The following is a 13672-nucleotide window of genomic DNA, read 5'->3' on the forward strand; positions in this document are numbered from 1 at the left end:
GACTTTTGATGCCCAAAGATCCCGATACGCCAGCGTTGCAAGGCCCAAGGCATGTCGCCATCATAATGGATGGCAACGGGCGTTGGGCACAGGCGCGGGGCCGTCCGCGGTTGTTTGGTCACCACGCCGGGGCACGCAAGGTCCGCGAGGTGGTCGAAGCCTGCCCGGGTCTTGGGATCAAGTATCTGACGATTTTTGCATTCTCGACCGAGAACTGGAAACGCACTCAGGTTGAAGTTGCCGGCCTGATGAGCCTGTTCAAACGGTACATCATCAAAGAAACCCAGACCCTTAAGGACAACGGAATCCGTGTCCGCTTTATAGGGGATCGGGTTCGGTTGGACAGCAAGCTGACCGGTTTGATGGACATGCTTGAACAAGAGACCAAGGACAACGATCTTGTTCACCTGACCGTCGCATTGAACTACGGGGGCCGGGACGAGGTCGCGCGTGCGGCAAGACGACTTGCCCGCGATGTCGCCGAAGGGCGTCTGCAACCCGACGAAGTGGATGTGGAAACGCTGCCAAAATACCTTGATACGCGCGTGTTACCCGATCCTGATCTGGTCATTCGCACCAGTGGCGAGGCGCGGATTTCGAACTTCCTTTTGTGGCAGTCCGCATATTCCGAGTACGAATTCATTGAAACGCTTTGGCCTGATTTCACAGCCGCCGAACTGGAACGACTGTGCCGGAACTTTGGCGCGCGTGACCGGCGGTTCGGGGCGGTTCCGGCATGAGCGAAGGCCGATGGTCTGACCTGACCACACGGGTTTTCTCGGCGGCTGTTTTGGTCGCGCTTGGCGCGGTTGAGGTCTGGCTGGGCGGGTTGTGGTTCGAAGCATTCATTGCCGTCGCATGCGCGATAATGACCTGGGAATTGGTCCGAATGGTCGATCCTCAGCGCGGCGGTGTCGCGTTGCAACTTGCCATACTCACGGGAATTGCGGTCGTCCTAAGCTATCACTTGCCGCCCCTATACAAGCTGCCGTTTCTGTTGGCCCCGGCGCTGGTCGGGGCAGGGCAGATCAAGCAAAATCGCGGTGTCTTTGTTGCTTTTGCAATCTGGATTGCCGCCTCCGGCCTGGGCTTCATCACGATCCGCGAGAACATGGGGTTCGGATGGATGGTTTGGCTGATCGCGGTTGTGGTCGCGACGGATGTGGCCGGTTACTTCGTCGGTAAATCCCTTGGCGGGCCAAAGTTCTGGCCTAAAGTCAGCCCCAAGAAAACATGGTCCGGCACAGCCGGTGGATGGGCTGCGGCGGCACTTGTTGGGGCGGCCTTTGCGTATCACGCCAATTTCGGGGTCGTTTTCGTGCTAGTATCGGTTCTGACATCGATGGCGAGCCAGATGGGAGATATCGTGGAAAGCGCGACCAAGCGCAGGATGGGTGTCAAAGACAGCTCGGCCCTGATCCCCGGACATGGCGGTTTTCTGGACCGGTTCGACGGCATGATGGGGGCCGCCCTGTTTGTTCTGATCGCCGGGCTGTTTTACACGCCCGGAGTGATGTGATGCGCAAGGTCTCGGTCTTTGGTGCCACCGGATCGATCGGGCAGAATACGATTGATCTGATCGCTCGGGACCCGAGTTCTTACGAGGTCGTTGCTCTGACCGGCGGGTCCAACATCGCCCAGCTGGCTGAAGATGCCCGGAAACTTGGGGCGCAACTTGCTGTAACCGCGCACGAGGACCGATTGCAGAATCTGCGCGACGCATTGTCCGGCAGCGGTGTTGAAGCAGCCGCAGGGCAGGCGGCCCTGATCGAAGCTGCGAACCGCCCCGCTGACTGGGTTATGTCTGCCATAGTCGGATCGGCAGGGCTGGCCCCCGGGCTTGAAGTTTTGAAACAGGGCGCGACGCTGGCATTGGCCAACAAGGAAACACTGGTATGTGCAGGCCCGCTGGTTCTGGAAACCGCGCGTGCGCACGGGGCTGATTTGTTACCGGTGGACAGTGAGCATTCCGCAGTTTTCCAGGCATTGGCGGGCGAGGACATGGCCGCCGTCGAACGGATCGTGATTACAGCCAGCGGCGGTGCTTTTCGCGACTGGCCGCTACCGGATCTGGCCCGCGCTACGGTCGAACAGGCGTCCAGCCATCCCAACTGGAACATGGGGCAACGGATCACCATCGACAGTGCCTCTATGTTTAATAAAGCGCTGGAAATAATAGAAACAAAAGAGTATTTTGGCGTCTCCCCCCGGCAGATCGAAGTGCTCGTTCATCCCGAATCCATCGTGCATGCGCTTGTAGGCTTTCGCGACGGCGCATTGATGGCACATCTGGGTGCTCCCGACATGCGTCACGCCATAGGTTACGCGCTGCACTGGCCGGAACGACGTGAGCTTCCGGTCCAACGGCTGGACCTGACGGCGCTGGGGCAACTGAATTTCTCCTCTCCGGACGATGCGCGTTACCCCGCGCTGAGACTGGCCCGCGAAGTCATGTCGCGTGGCGGTCTTTCCGGCGCTATCTTCAATGCCGCAAAGGAACGCGCGCTTGATCTTTTCATTCAGCGTCGGATCGGGTTTCTGGACATGGCGGACATCGTTGCGACCGTACTTGAGCGGTTTGAAGGCACCGATAGCCTTATTGATGCCGATATGACCCTTGATAACATACAGCAAACGGACCATCTGGCACGTCATTGGGTCGATGAAGCCGTACTAAGAAGAGCAGGATAGGATTTTGGATATACTTTCTCTGATCCCACAATTTGGCGGGCTACTTTACACGATTGCAGCCTTTGTTGTGGCGTTGTCGGTGATTGTCGCAGTGCATGAATATGGCCACTACATCGTTGGTCGGTGGTCCGGTATCCATGCCGAGGTGTTCTCGATCGGTTTCGGTCCTGTGCTGTGGAGCCGTGTCGACAAGCGCGGCACCAAGTGGCAGATCGCGCTTCTGCCCTTTGGCGGGTACGTCAAGTTTCTGGGCGATGCCAACGCCGCATCTGGCAAAGACGAAGATGCGATGGCGGAAATTCAGCAGCAAAGCCCCGAAGAACTGCGTCGCACCATGCATGGCGCACCGCTGTGGGCGCGCGCAGCTACGGTTGCAGCGGGACCGGCGTTCAATTTTGTCATGTCCATACTGGTGTTTGGCCTGATTTTCTGGTCCCAGGGCGTGTCACGGGAACCGTTGACGGTTGGCACCCTGAATCCATTGCCGGGCGCAATTCAGGGCTTGGAGAACGGTGACGAGATTATCGCGGTTGGCGGTGTTGCGACGCCGGATGGTGACAACGACGTAACGTGGTCAGATTTCACCGAAGCGCTGCCTGTTGAACCCGTCCTGGACTATACGGTCATTCGCGATGGTCAGACGTTGGATGTCCAGGCACCTTGGCTGTTCCCCCCGTTGATACAGCAGGTTGCACCTCGCAGCGCGGCGATGGATATCGAATTGCAAGCCGGTGACGTGATCACCGCCGTGGACGGAGATCCGATTTTCGCCTTCGCGCAGCTCAAGGACAAGGTCGAAGGGTCGAATGGGCGGGCATTGTTGCTGAACGTCTGGCGCGACGGTGCCGATCTTGAGTTTGCTTTGGTCCCGCGTCGGACCGACGAGCCGCAGCCCGATGGCGGTTTTGTCACGCATTGGCGCATCGGTATCGTCGGTGGAATGATGCTTGAGCCTGCGACCGAACCCGCGGGTGTCTGGGATTCGTTCGCCGGTGGCGTAACCCAAACCATTCGCATCATCGAAGGCTCATTGTCCGGGATGTGGCACATGATTACCGGGGCGATAAGCACCTGTAACATATCCGGGCCGATCGGCATCGCAGAGACGTCCGGCGCGATGGCAAGCCAGGGCGCGCAGAATTTCATCTTCTTTATCGCGGTTCTGTCGACAGCGGTGGGGTTGCTGAACCTGTTTCCGATCCCGGCGTTGGATGGCGGACATCTGGTGTTTTATGCTTACGAAGCGGTGGCGCGAAAACCGCCCAGCGATAGGGCGCTTCGGGTTCTGATGGCGGTTGGCATCACGCTTATCCTGTCTCTGATGGTTTTCGCGTTAAGCAACGACCTGTTTTGCTGATTATGGCAAACACGGCACGGCACGGACGCAAAATTGCCTCAATTCACGGTTATGTTTCGTACCGAGTTTAATTCGGACACCCCTGAGATGACCAAGGCTTTTAGAAAATCCTATCAGAGTTTCAGCACTCTTTTTGTCCTCAATTGGGACATGTTGCTGAGCTTTGGCATCACCGCACTGGCGTTGGCGCTTGGCGCCTATCTCGTCGGTTTGTGATTCTTCGCCACATGTAGTGAATTTGTGAAGCGGCCCAATGGGCCGCTTTGCCGTTTTGTGCTTTTGACAAGGCCCCTTAATCCCGCTACTCAGCAGGTAAAGTCTGAAAATTCTGGGTAGTGAAAAAAATGACTAACAGCAGGGGCACGGGCACATTTCGCGGCTCTGACCGGCCGCAGGCCAATATTTTGTGGCAGGCACTAACGTTCTTTTTTCTCTTTGCAACAGTGGGTTTTATGTCGGTTCCGCAGACCGCGCAGGCACAGACCTACACGATCAATTCGTTTGAGGTTGAAGGCAATCGCCGGATCGAAACTTCGACCATTATCGCGCGCACGGGAATCGAGCCGGGACAAACCGTAACTGCCGGGCAGTTGAACGACAGTTTCCAACGTTTGCTTGACAGTGGTGTTTTTGAAACAGTCGAATTGGACCCGAGGGGAAATACCCTGGTCATATCGGTCGAGGAATACCCCACGATCAACCAGATCAGCATCGAAGGAAACCGCCGGGTCAAGGACGACATTTTGCTTGAGGCAATCTCGTCCCAACCGCGCCGCGTGTTTACGCCACAGGTCGCTGAAACCGATGCAGATCTGATTGCAGATATCTACTCGGCACAGGGACGTGTCGCGGCAACCGTCATCCCCCGCATCATCCGCCGCAGCGACAACCGTGTCGATCTGGTGTTCGAAGTTGCCGAAGGATCGGTGATCGAGATCGAACGCGTTAGCTTTGTCGGGAACCGCGCCTATTCGGACCGACGCCTGCGCCGGGTTCTGGAAACCAAACAGGCCAATATTCTGCGGACATTCCTGCGCGGCGATACCTTCATTGCCGACCGTATCGAATTCGACAAGCAGGTTATCCGCGATTTCTACCTGTCGCGCGGCTATGTCGATTTTCGCGTCAACAGCGCCAATGTTGAATTCACGCGCGAGCGTGATGCCTTTTTCCTGGTGATGAATATCACCGAGGGGCAGAAATTCGCATTCGGCAATATCTCGACAGTCAGCGAAATACCGGGTGTTGACGCGGCCGCCTATCAGGCTGCGTTGAAAATCAAGCCGGGTGTCACGTACTCTCCATCGCTGGTGGAAAATTCGATTGCGCGGCAAGAGCGCCTTGGTATCAGACAGGGTGTTGATTTTCTGCGGGTCGAACCGCGCGTGACCCGGAATGACCGCGATCTGACCTTGGATGTTCAGTTCGTATTGACCCGTGGGCCGCGCATCTTTGTTGAACGGATCGACATTGAAGGGAACACGACGACCTTGGACCGTGTTATCCGCCGGCAATTCGACACCGTCGAAGGCGACCCGTTCAATCCACGTGAAATCCGCCAAAGTGCCGAACGTATTCGCGCCCTGGGGTTCTTTGCCGTTGCGGATGTCGAGCCACGTGAAGGATCGACGCCCAGTCAGGTCATCGTCGACGTGGATGTCGAAGAACAGCCAACAGGGTCTTTGAACATCGGCGGCAGCTACTCGGTCTCGGATGGTTTCGGGGTGGCAATCGGTCTGAGCGAAAGCAACTTCTTGGGACGCGGGCAAACGCTAGGATTGTCGCTCTCCACGGCTCAGGACTCGGAACGCTACACCATCAACTTTACCGAACCCTACCTGTTGGGACGCAGGCTTCAGTTCGATCTTGGGTTGGGTTTGACGACCACAAACTCGAGCTTTGCCAGCTATGACACGAAAAGCGTGTTCTTCAATCCGCAGCTCAGCTATCGGATTGGCGAATTGTCGTCGCTGCGGCTGCGCTATGGCTGGGACCGCAGCGAGATGACCCAGCAGGATAACGAAGCCAACGGTGCCGTGATTTCGTCGGAAATCGATCAGGGCAAGCGGACTGCCAGCTCACTTGGCTTGTCTTACATCTATGACAGCCGTTTGGGTGGTCTGAACCCCAATGCAGGCGTTCTGTTCGAAGTTGGCGTTGATGCCGCTGGTCTGGGTGGTGACAGCGAGTTCATCAAAACCACGGCGCGGGCGATCGCGCAGCAACGTGTACTGAACGAAGAGGTGGTGCTAAGGGCGACCCTGGAAATGGGCGCGCTCAACTGGACGGGTGACGATTTCAGCCGCACCATCGACCGTTTTGTTCTGGGGCCGAGTACCTTCCGCGGCTTTGAGCCCGCTGGCCTTGGTCCGCGCGACCTGTCCAACGGTCAGGATGACGCAATCGGCGGAAACTACTACTGGGTCGCCAGGTTCGAATCCGACTTCCCGCTTGGGCTGCCCGAAGAATTCGGCCTGCGCGGCGGTTTGTTCTACGACGTCGGCAACCTTTACAACATCGACAATGTCGACACCGCGGGCGCAGACATCGTCGGCTCCGGTGGCTCGATCCGCCATGTCATCGGCGTCTCAGTTCTGTGGACAACGCCATTCGGACCGCTGCGCTTCAACTTCTCGAAGGCGTTGAAGAAAGAGGATTTCGACAAGGAACAGAACTTTGACCTGACCATTCAGGCCCGGTTCTGATCTTCGGATGGCGTCCCGGATCATGACGTACATGCAGGGCCCCTTACGGGCCCTGTACATCTTTCTGGCACTTGGATTGGCAATGCCCGCAGGGGCGCAGCAATTGGGTGTTCCCCAGTCCACGATCCTGACGATTTCGAGCGATCGGTTGTTCGCGGAGTCGCAATTCGGCCAACGGGTGTTCCGCGAGTTCGAAGCCGAAAACGCGCTGTTGAACGAGGAAAATGAACGCATTGTTCAGGCATTGAGCGATGAAGAGCGCGAGCTGACCGAAAAACGCGCCGAGCTTGATGCCGAAACATTTCGCCCCCTTGCCGAGGCATTCGACGAAAAAGTTCAATCCCATCGCGAAAGCCAGCGGGCCAAACTGGACACGCTGGCCCGTCGCAGCGAACGGGCGCGCGCGATGTTCATACAGTTGGCCGAACCGGTTTTGATTGACCTGCTGCGCGATACCGGCGCCTCGGTCATTCTGGAACGGTCGAACGTTTTTCTCAGCCCGGATGCGCTGGACATTACAGATACCGCGATATCGCGGATCAATGCTGCAATCGGTGATGGCAAGGACTTGCAGACTGAAGGCGATGAATAGGTTTGCTTGCCCTTGAGGGGCTGTATTGCTAACCACGCCAGAAAGAAACATCAGACACAGGACTTGTGCAAATGACCACGGAAACCAAGAGTGCCGACATTCAGCTGATTCAGCGGATATTGCCGCATCGCTATCCGTTTCTGTTGGTGGACAAGGTGGTCGATATCTCGGGCTATCACTCGGCGGTGGGCGTCAAAAACGTCACGATGAACGAACCGCATTTTCAAGGCCACTTTCCCGGCACTCCGATCATGCCTGGTGTCACGATCGTCGAGGCGATGGCGCAGACCGCCGGCGTTATGCTTGGGGTCGGCATGGATGTGATCGACAGTGAGTTGCTGATCTACTTCATGAATATCGACAAGTGTAAATTCCGCCGCAAGGTGGTTCCGGGCGATGTGCTTGAGATGCATGTCGAAACCGTGCGCGGTAAAAAGGGCGGCAAGATCTTCAAGTTCAGCGGCCGCGCGACCGTAGATGGTGAGGTCGCTGCCGAAGCCGAGTTTTCGGCCTATGTCGATTGGGACATGGAAAAGACGACATGAGCAATATTCACCCCAGCGCAATCATCGAAGAGGGGGCGCAGATCGGGGCCGACTGCAAAATCGGTCCGTTTTGCTTTGTCGGCCCTCAGGTCCGCCTCGGCGATCGGGTGGAGTTGAAGTCGCATGTCGTGGTTACTGGCGACACCTCGATTGGCGAAGACAGTGTGGTTTTCAACTTTTCGGTCATCGGTGAAATTCCGCAGGATTTGAAATTCGGCGGCGAAAACACCAAGCTGGAGATCGGCAAACGCAATCGCATTCGCGAACATGTCACGGTTAATACGGGCACGGATGGCGGCGGCGGTGTAACACGGATCGGTGATGATTGCCTGCTGATGGCGGGTGTTCACGTCGCCCATGACGTGCAAATCGGCGACCGGGTTATTATGGTCAACCATTCCGGCGCGGCTGGTCATTGCATCGTCGAAGATGATGCAATCATCGGGGGCATCTCGGGTTTGCACCAATTTGTGCGCGTTGGTCGCGGGGCCATCATCGGCGCACTGACCATGGTGCCAAAGGATGTCATACCCTATGGCCTGGTTCAGGCGCAGCGCGGCGAACTGGACGGATTGAATCTTGTCGGATTGAAGCGGCGCGGCGTTTCCCGCGACGATATCTCGGCCCTGCGTTCGGCGTTTCGCGAATTGTCCGAGGGCGAGGGCACTTTCATGGATCGCGTAAATCGGCTGGAAGACACAGACAGCGATTATGTGCGCGAGATTCTGGAGTTTGTTACCGGCGCGTCCGACCGATCGTTCCTGACACCCGGAAAGTAGCAACATGCTGGCTTTGATTGCAGGTACAGGCGCTTTGCCTGATGAGTTGGTTGCCCGGTTGGACACGCGCCCGTTGGTTTGCGCGCTGGAGGGTTTTCTTCCGGACAATCTGACACCGGACATCGAGTTTCCCTTGGAACAGCTTGGCAGCTTCATCGCCGGGATTAAGGCGCGTGGCGTAACCGAGATTTGCATGGCAGGCGCGATCCGTCGCCCACCGGTGGATCCGACGCGAATTGATGCCGCCACCATGCCGCTGGTTCCGATCCTGCAGCAGGCCATGATGTCGGGCGACGACAGTGCGCTGCGGGCGGTCATCGGTGTTTTCGAACAAGCCGGTTTCACGGTTCGGGCTGCGCATGAGATCGCGCCGGACATTCTGCCTCCGTTGGGCTGTCTGACGCAAGTGACCCCGTCCAAGGATGATTTGGCGGACGCCGACCGCGCCGCAGGCATTCTGCGCGCCATGGGTGCGGCTGATATCGGTCAGGCCTGCGTCGTCCAAAAAGGGCAGGCGCTGGCGGTCGAGGGGATATTTGGAACGGCGTGGATGCTGAAATCCCTAACGCAACGCCCGGACGCTGGCGGTGGTGTGCTGTTCAAGGGTCCAAAGCCGGATCAGGATCGGCGCGTGGATATGCCAACGATCGGACCAGAAACAGTTACCGAAACCGTGGCTGCAGGCCTCTCAGGCATCGTAGTTGAAAAGAGCGGCGTCATCGTTCTGGATTGCGCTCGGGTCGTTGAGGAATGCGACCGGCTGGGCCTGTTTCTGTACGTGCGCGAGCGGGCCGTCTGATGCGCGTTTTTCTGGTCGCCGGAGAACCCTCGGGCGACCGGCTGGGTGGCGCGTTGATGGAAGGGCTGAAGACTCTGGTCCCCGAGATCGAATTTGACGGTGTCGGTGGGCCGCTTATGCAGGCGCAAGGGTTGGTCAGCCGCTTCCCGATGTCCGAACTCAGCGTTATGGGTTTGGTCGAAGTCCTTCCCAAGTTCTTTCATCTCAAACGCAGGATCACGGAAACGGCGCAGGCCGTTTTGGACAGGCAACCCGATGTTCTGATCACCATTGACAGTCCTGACTTTTCGCTGCGCGTGGCGAAGCTGGTCAAAGCGGATAGCGCAATCCGTACCGTTCACTACGTCGCCCCCAGTGTCTGGGCCTGGCGACCGGGCCGGGCCGACAAAATGGCCAAGGTCATTGATCATGTCCTGGCCCTGCTGCCGTTTGAGCCGCCCTATATGGAGCGTGCGGGAATGGAGTGCGATTTTGTTGGTCACCCCGTCGCAAGCGAACCAGTGGCCACAGATCAGGACATTCTGGAGTTCCGTAAGTCCCGTGGGTTGGGAGAGGCACCCATTGTTCTTGCCTTGCCGGGATCGCGCCGGGGCGAGGTGGACCGATTGGCGCCGGTTTTTGGTGAAGCCTTGAGTCTGTTCTTGCAATCGCGGCCCGACACGCGCGTGGTTGTTCCCGCTGTGGCGCACATGGTGGAAACGGTGCAAGAGCATGTCCAGCGCTGGCCCGGATCGCCAGTTGTTGTTGACCCGCGAAACGTCGCAGCCGATGTAGCGGCACGACAAAAGAGGGCCGCATTCGCATCCGCCGATCTGGCATTGGCCGCATCGGGCACTGTTTCTCTGGAATTGGCAGCACAAGCCACACCGATGGTCATTGCTTATCGGCTGAGTTGGCTCACTCAGAAAATGGCCGAACGGATGGTCAAGCTGGATACCGTGACTTTGGTTAATTTGGTGTCCCAGACGCGCTCGGTGCCGGAGTGTCTGCTGGACGACTGTCAGCCTGCAAACATCGCGCAAGCCTTGAATGACGTGTCAGACCACCCTGACGCGCAACGCGACGCCATGGACCTGACGATGGATCGGTTGGGGTGTGGTGGAGAGGCACCCGGTTTGCGCGCTGCGCGTGCCGTTTTGAAAAGGTTGCCGCACCGACATGATTGACCACATCCTGTTCGCGATTTCGGCAGGCATCGTGACCGTGTCGACCAATCTGGACAACCTCTTTGTCTTGTTCGGCCTGATCATGGTGATGAGTACACGCCGGGCCGTCGCAGGCTTCGCCGTCGCGCAGACGATTATCCTGTTGCTCGCACTTGTCATTGCCAGCGGGTTGGACCAAAGCGGGTTGTTGAATTGGGTCGGTTATCTAGGGATCATTCCTCTGACGATTGGTCTTTACGGAATCTGGCAGCAGATTTCCGGCGCGGAAGGCCGAAAGATGCCCGATACAGGCGCGATAACGTCGGTGGTGATTTTGTTTCTTAGCCTGTCGATCGACACGCTGGCCGCCATGACCCCATTGTTTGCCGACTCGACCCCGGCATTCCGTTTCTCCGCGCTGATAGGGGCGTTCTTTGCCCTTGCGATGTTGATCGCGCTCGCAAGCTGGGGGGCACCGCGTGCGCAGGTGCTTGGTCCCCGCATTGCCCGGCTCGACCGGATTGCGCCCTACATCATGGTGTCCGTCGGGCTGTATATCCTGGTCAACAGCCCCACGGATGTTTTGTAAAACGGTCCTGCGTCAGTAGCCGCGCCAAATCCAGCCACCGCCAAAAATCCGGCTGCCTTCGTTGGCGTAGAAAACACACGCTTGACCGGGCGAGATCCCCTCTTCGGGCGTCAGCAATTCGACTTCGGCGGTGGTATCCGACAAAGGTCGCACAATCGCCTCGCGCGGGGGGCGGGTCGACCGGACCTTGACCGACAAATTCCACTCCGCTTTCGAGGTGAAGGGTGCGTCACCCAGCCAATTGATCTCGCGGACGGGAACGGTTCTTGTGGCCAGCAACTCTTTCGGCCCGACCACGACCTGTTTTTTGTCCACGTCCAGCTTTACCACATACAGCGGCTCGCTCAGTCCGCCGATACCCAAACCGCGACGCTGGCCGATCGTATAGTGGATCACGCCGTTGTGTTGCGCCAGTACGCGCCCATCGGCATGGACAATCTCGCCCGGTTCTGCCGCTCCGGGGCGCAGCTTTTCGATCACGCTGGCATAGTTGCCATTGGGAACAAAGCAGATGTCCTGGCTGTCTGGCTTGTCTGCGACGGCCAGTCCGTATTGCGCCGCCATTTCGCGGGTTGCGTCTTTTGACGGCAAATGCCCGAGTGGAAAACGCAGAAACTCCAACTGCTCGGGCGTCGTCGAAAACAGAAAATACGATTGATCGCGATTGGCGTCTTCGGCGCTGTGCAATTCTGGCCCATTCGCCCCAACTTTGCGCTGGATGTAATGACCGGTTGCCATGCAGTCGGCCTCGAGATCCTTGGCGGTTTCCAGTAGGTCCTTGAACTTCACACGCTCGTTGCACCGAATGCAGGGCACCGGAGTCGCGCCGGCCAGATAACTGTCGGCAAACTCGTCAATGACCGCGTCCTTGAAGATATTCTCATAGTCCAGAACATAGTGTGGAAAGCCACGTTCCTCGGCCACGCGTCGCGCGTCATGAATGTCGATCCCCGCGCAACACGCACCTTTCTTGGCCAACGCCGCGCCGTGGTCATACAGCTGCAGCGTTACACCGACCACGTCATAGCCCTGTTCCGCCAGATGCGCGGCCACAACGGAACTGTCCACGCCGCCGGACATGGCAACGACAACCCGCGTCTCTGACGGTGGTTTTGCGAATCCAAGCGAATTCAACGGTGCTTGTGCGGCGAGGGCCATCGGTGATCCAGTCCGGGTTAAGAAAGACCGGCAGAATATAGGAAAATTCTACGCACTCTCAAGGGGTCGTTTCACGTCCTTTTAAGTAGGCTGGGGTCAGCTTTGTTGCAGTAAGAAAAGGGTTGAATGATGTATTTGCACAAAGTGGAAGGGCCACGGTCGGTTACCTTGCCCGATGGAACCATTCTGTCGCGCGCGGATCTTCCGTCAGCGGACACAAAGCGATGGGTCGCATCCAGAAAGGCCTTGGTTGTCAGGGGCGTCTTGTACGGCCTTATTTCGCTGTCAGATGCCAAGAAGCGGTATCGCATCAGTGATGAGGAATTCAACACCTGGGTCGCGGCCGTGGCAGAGCACGGCGTGGAAGCTTTGAAGGTCACAACATTAAAAAGATATCGACAACTTAAAGGAGAGCGTGAATAATTGATTCAACGGTAACGTCAGATTAACCATTTTTATTCAGCCTCTTATCAGTTGAAGAATTTGACCAAATGGAGCAGTGACATGCGCATACTACTTGTCGAGGATGATCCCACAACGTCCAAAAGCATCGAATTGATGCTGACCCATGCAAACTTGAACGTTTATGCGACGGATCTCGGCGAAGAAGGTATCGATCTGGCAAAGCTCTATGATTACGACCTGATTCTGCTGGACCTGAACCTGCCGGATATGAACGGCCACGAAGTTCTGCGGCAGCTTCGTATAGCAAGGGTCGAGACGCCAATTCTCATTTTGTCCGGCGCGGATGACACCGAAAGCAAGATCAAGGGCTTCGGATTCGGGGCAGATGACTATCTGACAAAGCCATTTCATCGCGAAGAACTGGTTGCCAGAATTCACGCCATCATCCGGCGCTCCAAAGGGCATTCCCAATCAGTCATTCACACAGGCCGGGTGGCTGTGAATCTGGATGCCAAAACAGTCGAAGTCGAAGGCAAGACCGTCCATCTGACTGGAAAAGAATACCAAATGCTCGAATTGCTGAGCCTTCGAAAGGGGACAACCCTGACGAAAGAGATGTTCCTCAATCATCTTTATGGTGGCATGGATGAGCCAGAACTGAAAATCATCGACGTGTTCATTTGCAAATTGCGAAAGAAACTCAGCAACGCGACTGGTGGCGAGAACTATATCGAAACGGTTTGGGGCCGGGGATACGTTCTGCGCGATCCACAAGCTGCGGCCAATTCCGAAACGCGCATGGCTGTCGGGGCCTAGCCCAAACCTTTGCCGTCGCAGGTCCGGGGCGGCGCCGCCACTCACGGAAAAGCACAACACTGGACCTCGCCAAAGCCTCGCCCTATCACTG

General features: G+C 57.3%; 15 protein-coding genes. 14 read left to right on the forward strand and 1 reads right to left on the reverse strand.

What is annotated here, in order from left to right; translation table 11 throughout:
- Positions 1-8 precede the first annotated feature (8 nt).
- The 12 genes from uppS to RA28_RS15605 all read left to right on the forward strand — a co-directional run bounded on the left by uppS (position 9) and on the right by RA28_RS15605 (position 11202).
- Positions 9-740 carry a polyprenyl diphosphate synthase gene (gene uppS / locus RA28_RS15555; protein WP_039530570.1) on the forward strand — a complete coding sequence of 244 codons (732 nt, stop codon included), beginning with the start codon at positions 9-11 and terminating at the stop codon, positions 738-740.
- Positions 737-1519: a phosphatidate cytidylyltransferase gene (locus RA28_RS15560; RefSeq protein WP_039530572.1), complete on the forward strand. Its 783-nt coding sequence runs from the start codon at positions 737-739 to the stop codon at positions 1517-1519. The genes uppS and RA28_RS15560 overlap by 4 nt, the downstream gene beginning before the upstream one ends.
- The gene (gene dxr / locus RA28_RS15565; protein WP_039530574.1) at positions 1519-2691 is read left to right on the forward strand and encodes a 1-deoxy-D-xylulose-5-phosphate reductoisomerase; all 1173 of its coding nucleotides are present in this window, start codon (positions 1519-1521) and stop codon (positions 2689-2691) included. Before RA28_RS15560 ends, dxr begins: the two co-directional genes overlap by 1 nt.
- Positions 2692-2695: 4 nt before the next feature.
- Positions 2696-4048, forward strand: a complete 1353-nt coding sequence (gene rseP / locus RA28_RS15570; RefSeq protein WP_039530576.1) for an RIP metalloprotease RseP — start codon at positions 2696-2698, stop codon at positions 4046-4048.
- A 51-nt stretch (positions 4049-4099) separates the two neighbouring features.
- Positions 4100-4264, forward strand: a complete 165-nt coding sequence (locus tag RA28_RS22845; RefSeq protein ID WP_193747413.1) for a hypothetical protein — start codon at positions 4100-4102, stop codon at positions 4262-4264.
- A 128-nt stretch (positions 4265-4392) separates the two neighbouring features.
- On the forward strand, positions 4393-6753 hold the full coding sequence (bamA, locus tag RA28_RS15575) for an outer membrane protein assembly factor BamA (protein WP_039530578.1): 2361 nt from the start codon (positions 4393-4395) through the stop codon (positions 6751-6753).
- 7 nt (positions 6754-6760) lie between these two features.
- Positions 6761-7345, forward strand: a complete 585-nt coding sequence (locus RA28_RS15580) for an OmpH family outer membrane protein (RefSeq protein WP_039530580.1) — start codon at positions 6761-6763, stop codon at positions 7343-7345.
- A gap of 71 nt (positions 7346-7416) precedes the next feature.
- Positions 7417-7890, forward strand: coding sequence for a 3-hydroxyacyl-ACP dehydratase FabZ (gene fabZ, locus RA28_RS15585; protein WP_039530582.1), 474 nt, complete (start codon positions 7417-7419; stop codon positions 7888-7890).
- Entirely contained in the window at positions 7887-8669 is a 783-nt protein-coding gene (gene lpxA / locus RA28_RS15590) for an acyl-ACP--UDP-N-acetylglucosamine O-acyltransferase (protein WP_039530584.1), read from the forward strand. Before fabZ ends, lpxA begins: the two co-directional genes overlap by 4 nt.
- Before the next feature lie 4 nt (positions 8670-8673).
- Positions 8674-9468 carry an LpxI family protein gene (locus RA28_RS15595; RefSeq protein ID WP_039530587.1) on the forward strand — a complete coding sequence of 265 codons (795 nt, stop codon included), beginning with the start codon at positions 8674-8676 and terminating at the stop codon, positions 9466-9468.
- On the forward strand, positions 9468-10634 hold the full coding sequence (gene lpxB / locus RA28_RS15600; protein WP_039530589.1) for a lipid-A-disaccharide synthase: 1167 nt from the start codon (positions 9468-9470) through the stop codon (positions 10632-10634). Before RA28_RS15595 ends, lpxB begins: the two co-directional genes overlap by 1 nt.
- Complete coding sequence (locus tag RA28_RS15605) at positions 10627-11202, forward strand: hypothetical protein (RefSeq protein ID WP_039530590.1); 576 nt, start codon at positions 10627-10629, stop codon at positions 11200-11202. The genes lpxB and RA28_RS15605 overlap by 8 nt, the downstream gene beginning before the upstream one ends.
- A 12-nt stretch (positions 11203-11214) precedes the next feature.
- Here the strand turns inward: RA28_RS15605 and mnmA are convergent, their stop codons facing one another.
- Positions 11215-12360 (reverse strand): tRNA 2-thiouridine(34) synthase MnmA, encoded by a 1146-nt coding sequence (gene mnmA, locus RA28_RS15610; RefSeq protein ID WP_039530592.1) that lies wholly within the window; start codon positions 12358-12360, stop codon positions 11215-11217.
- 129 nt (positions 12361-12489) lie between these two features.
- On the opposite strand from mnmA, the gene sciP reads away from it, so the two are divergent.
- Both sciP and ctrA read left to right on the forward strand, forming a co-directional pair.
- Positions 12490-12783: a CtrA inhibitor SciP gene (gene sciP, locus RA28_RS15615; protein ID WP_039531709.1), complete on the forward strand. Its 294-nt coding sequence runs from the start codon at positions 12490-12492 to the stop codon at positions 12781-12783.
- 81 nt (positions 12784-12864) lie between these two features.
- Positions 12865-13581 carry a response regulator transcription factor CtrA gene (gene ctrA / locus RA28_RS15620; RefSeq protein WP_039530593.1) on the forward strand — a complete coding sequence of 239 codons (717 nt, stop codon included), beginning with the start codon at positions 12865-12867 and terminating at the stop codon, positions 13579-13581.
- Positions 13582-13672 lie beyond the last annotated feature (91 nt).

The organism is Ruegeria sp. ANG-S4 (assembly GCF_000814005.1).
In the GTDB taxonomy this organism is placed as follows: domain Bacteria; phylum Pseudomonadota; class Alphaproteobacteria; order Rhodobacterales; family Rhodobacteraceae; genus Ruegeria.

Bases quoted from the DNA above. Each gene is read 5' to 3' on its own strand.
- uppS (WP_039530570.1), top strand. From the start codon at position 9: ATGCCCAAAGATCCCGATACGCCAGCGTTGCAAGGCCCAAGGCATGTC.
- RA28_RS15560 (WP_039530572.1), top strand. From the start codon at position 737: ATGAGCGAAGGCCGATGGTCTGACCTGACCACACGGGTTTTCTCGGCG.
- dxr (WP_039530574.1), top strand. From the start codon at position 1,519: ATGCGCAAGGTCTCGGTCTTTGGTGCCACCGGATCGATCGGGCAGAAT.
- RA28_RS22845 (WP_193747413.1), top strand. From the start codon at position 4,100: ATGTTTCGTACCGAGTTTAATTCGGACACCCCTGAGATGACCAAGGCT.
- bamA (WP_039530578.1), top strand. From the start codon at position 4,393: ATGACTAACAGCAGGGGCACGGGCACATTTCGCGGCTCTGACCGGCCG.
- RA28_RS15580 (WP_039530580.1), top strand. From the start codon at position 6,761: ATGGCGTCCCGGATCATGACGTACATGCAGGGCCCCTTACGGGCCCTG.
- fabZ (WP_039530582.1), top strand. From the start codon at position 7,417: ATGACCACGGAAACCAAGAGTGCCGACATTCAGCTGATTCAGCGGATA.
- lpxA (WP_039530584.1), top strand. From the start codon at position 7,887: ATGAGCAATATTCACCCCAGCGCAATCATCGAAGAGGGGGCGCAGATC.
- RA28_RS15595 (WP_039530587.1), top strand. From the start codon at position 8,674: ATGCTGGCTTTGATTGCAGGTACAGGCGCTTTGCCTGATGAGTTGGTT.
- lpxB (WP_039530589.1), top strand. From the start codon at position 9,468: ATGCGCGTTTTTCTGGTCGCCGGAGAACCCTCGGGCGACCGGCTGGGT.
- RA28_RS15605 (WP_039530590.1), top strand. From the start codon at position 10,627: ATGATTGACCACATCCTGTTCGCGATTTCGGCAGGCATCGTGACCGTG.
- mnmA (WP_039530592.1), bottom strand. From the start codon at position 12,360: ATGGCCCTCGCCGCACAAGCACCGTTGAATTCGCTTGGATTCGCAAAA.
- sciP (WP_039531709.1), top strand. From the start codon at position 12,490: ATGTATTTGCACAAAGTGGAAGGGCCACGGTCGGTTACCTTGCCCGAT.
- ctrA (WP_039530593.1), top strand. From the start codon at position 12,865: ATGCGCATACTACTTGTCGAGGATGATCCCACAACGTCCAAAAGCATC.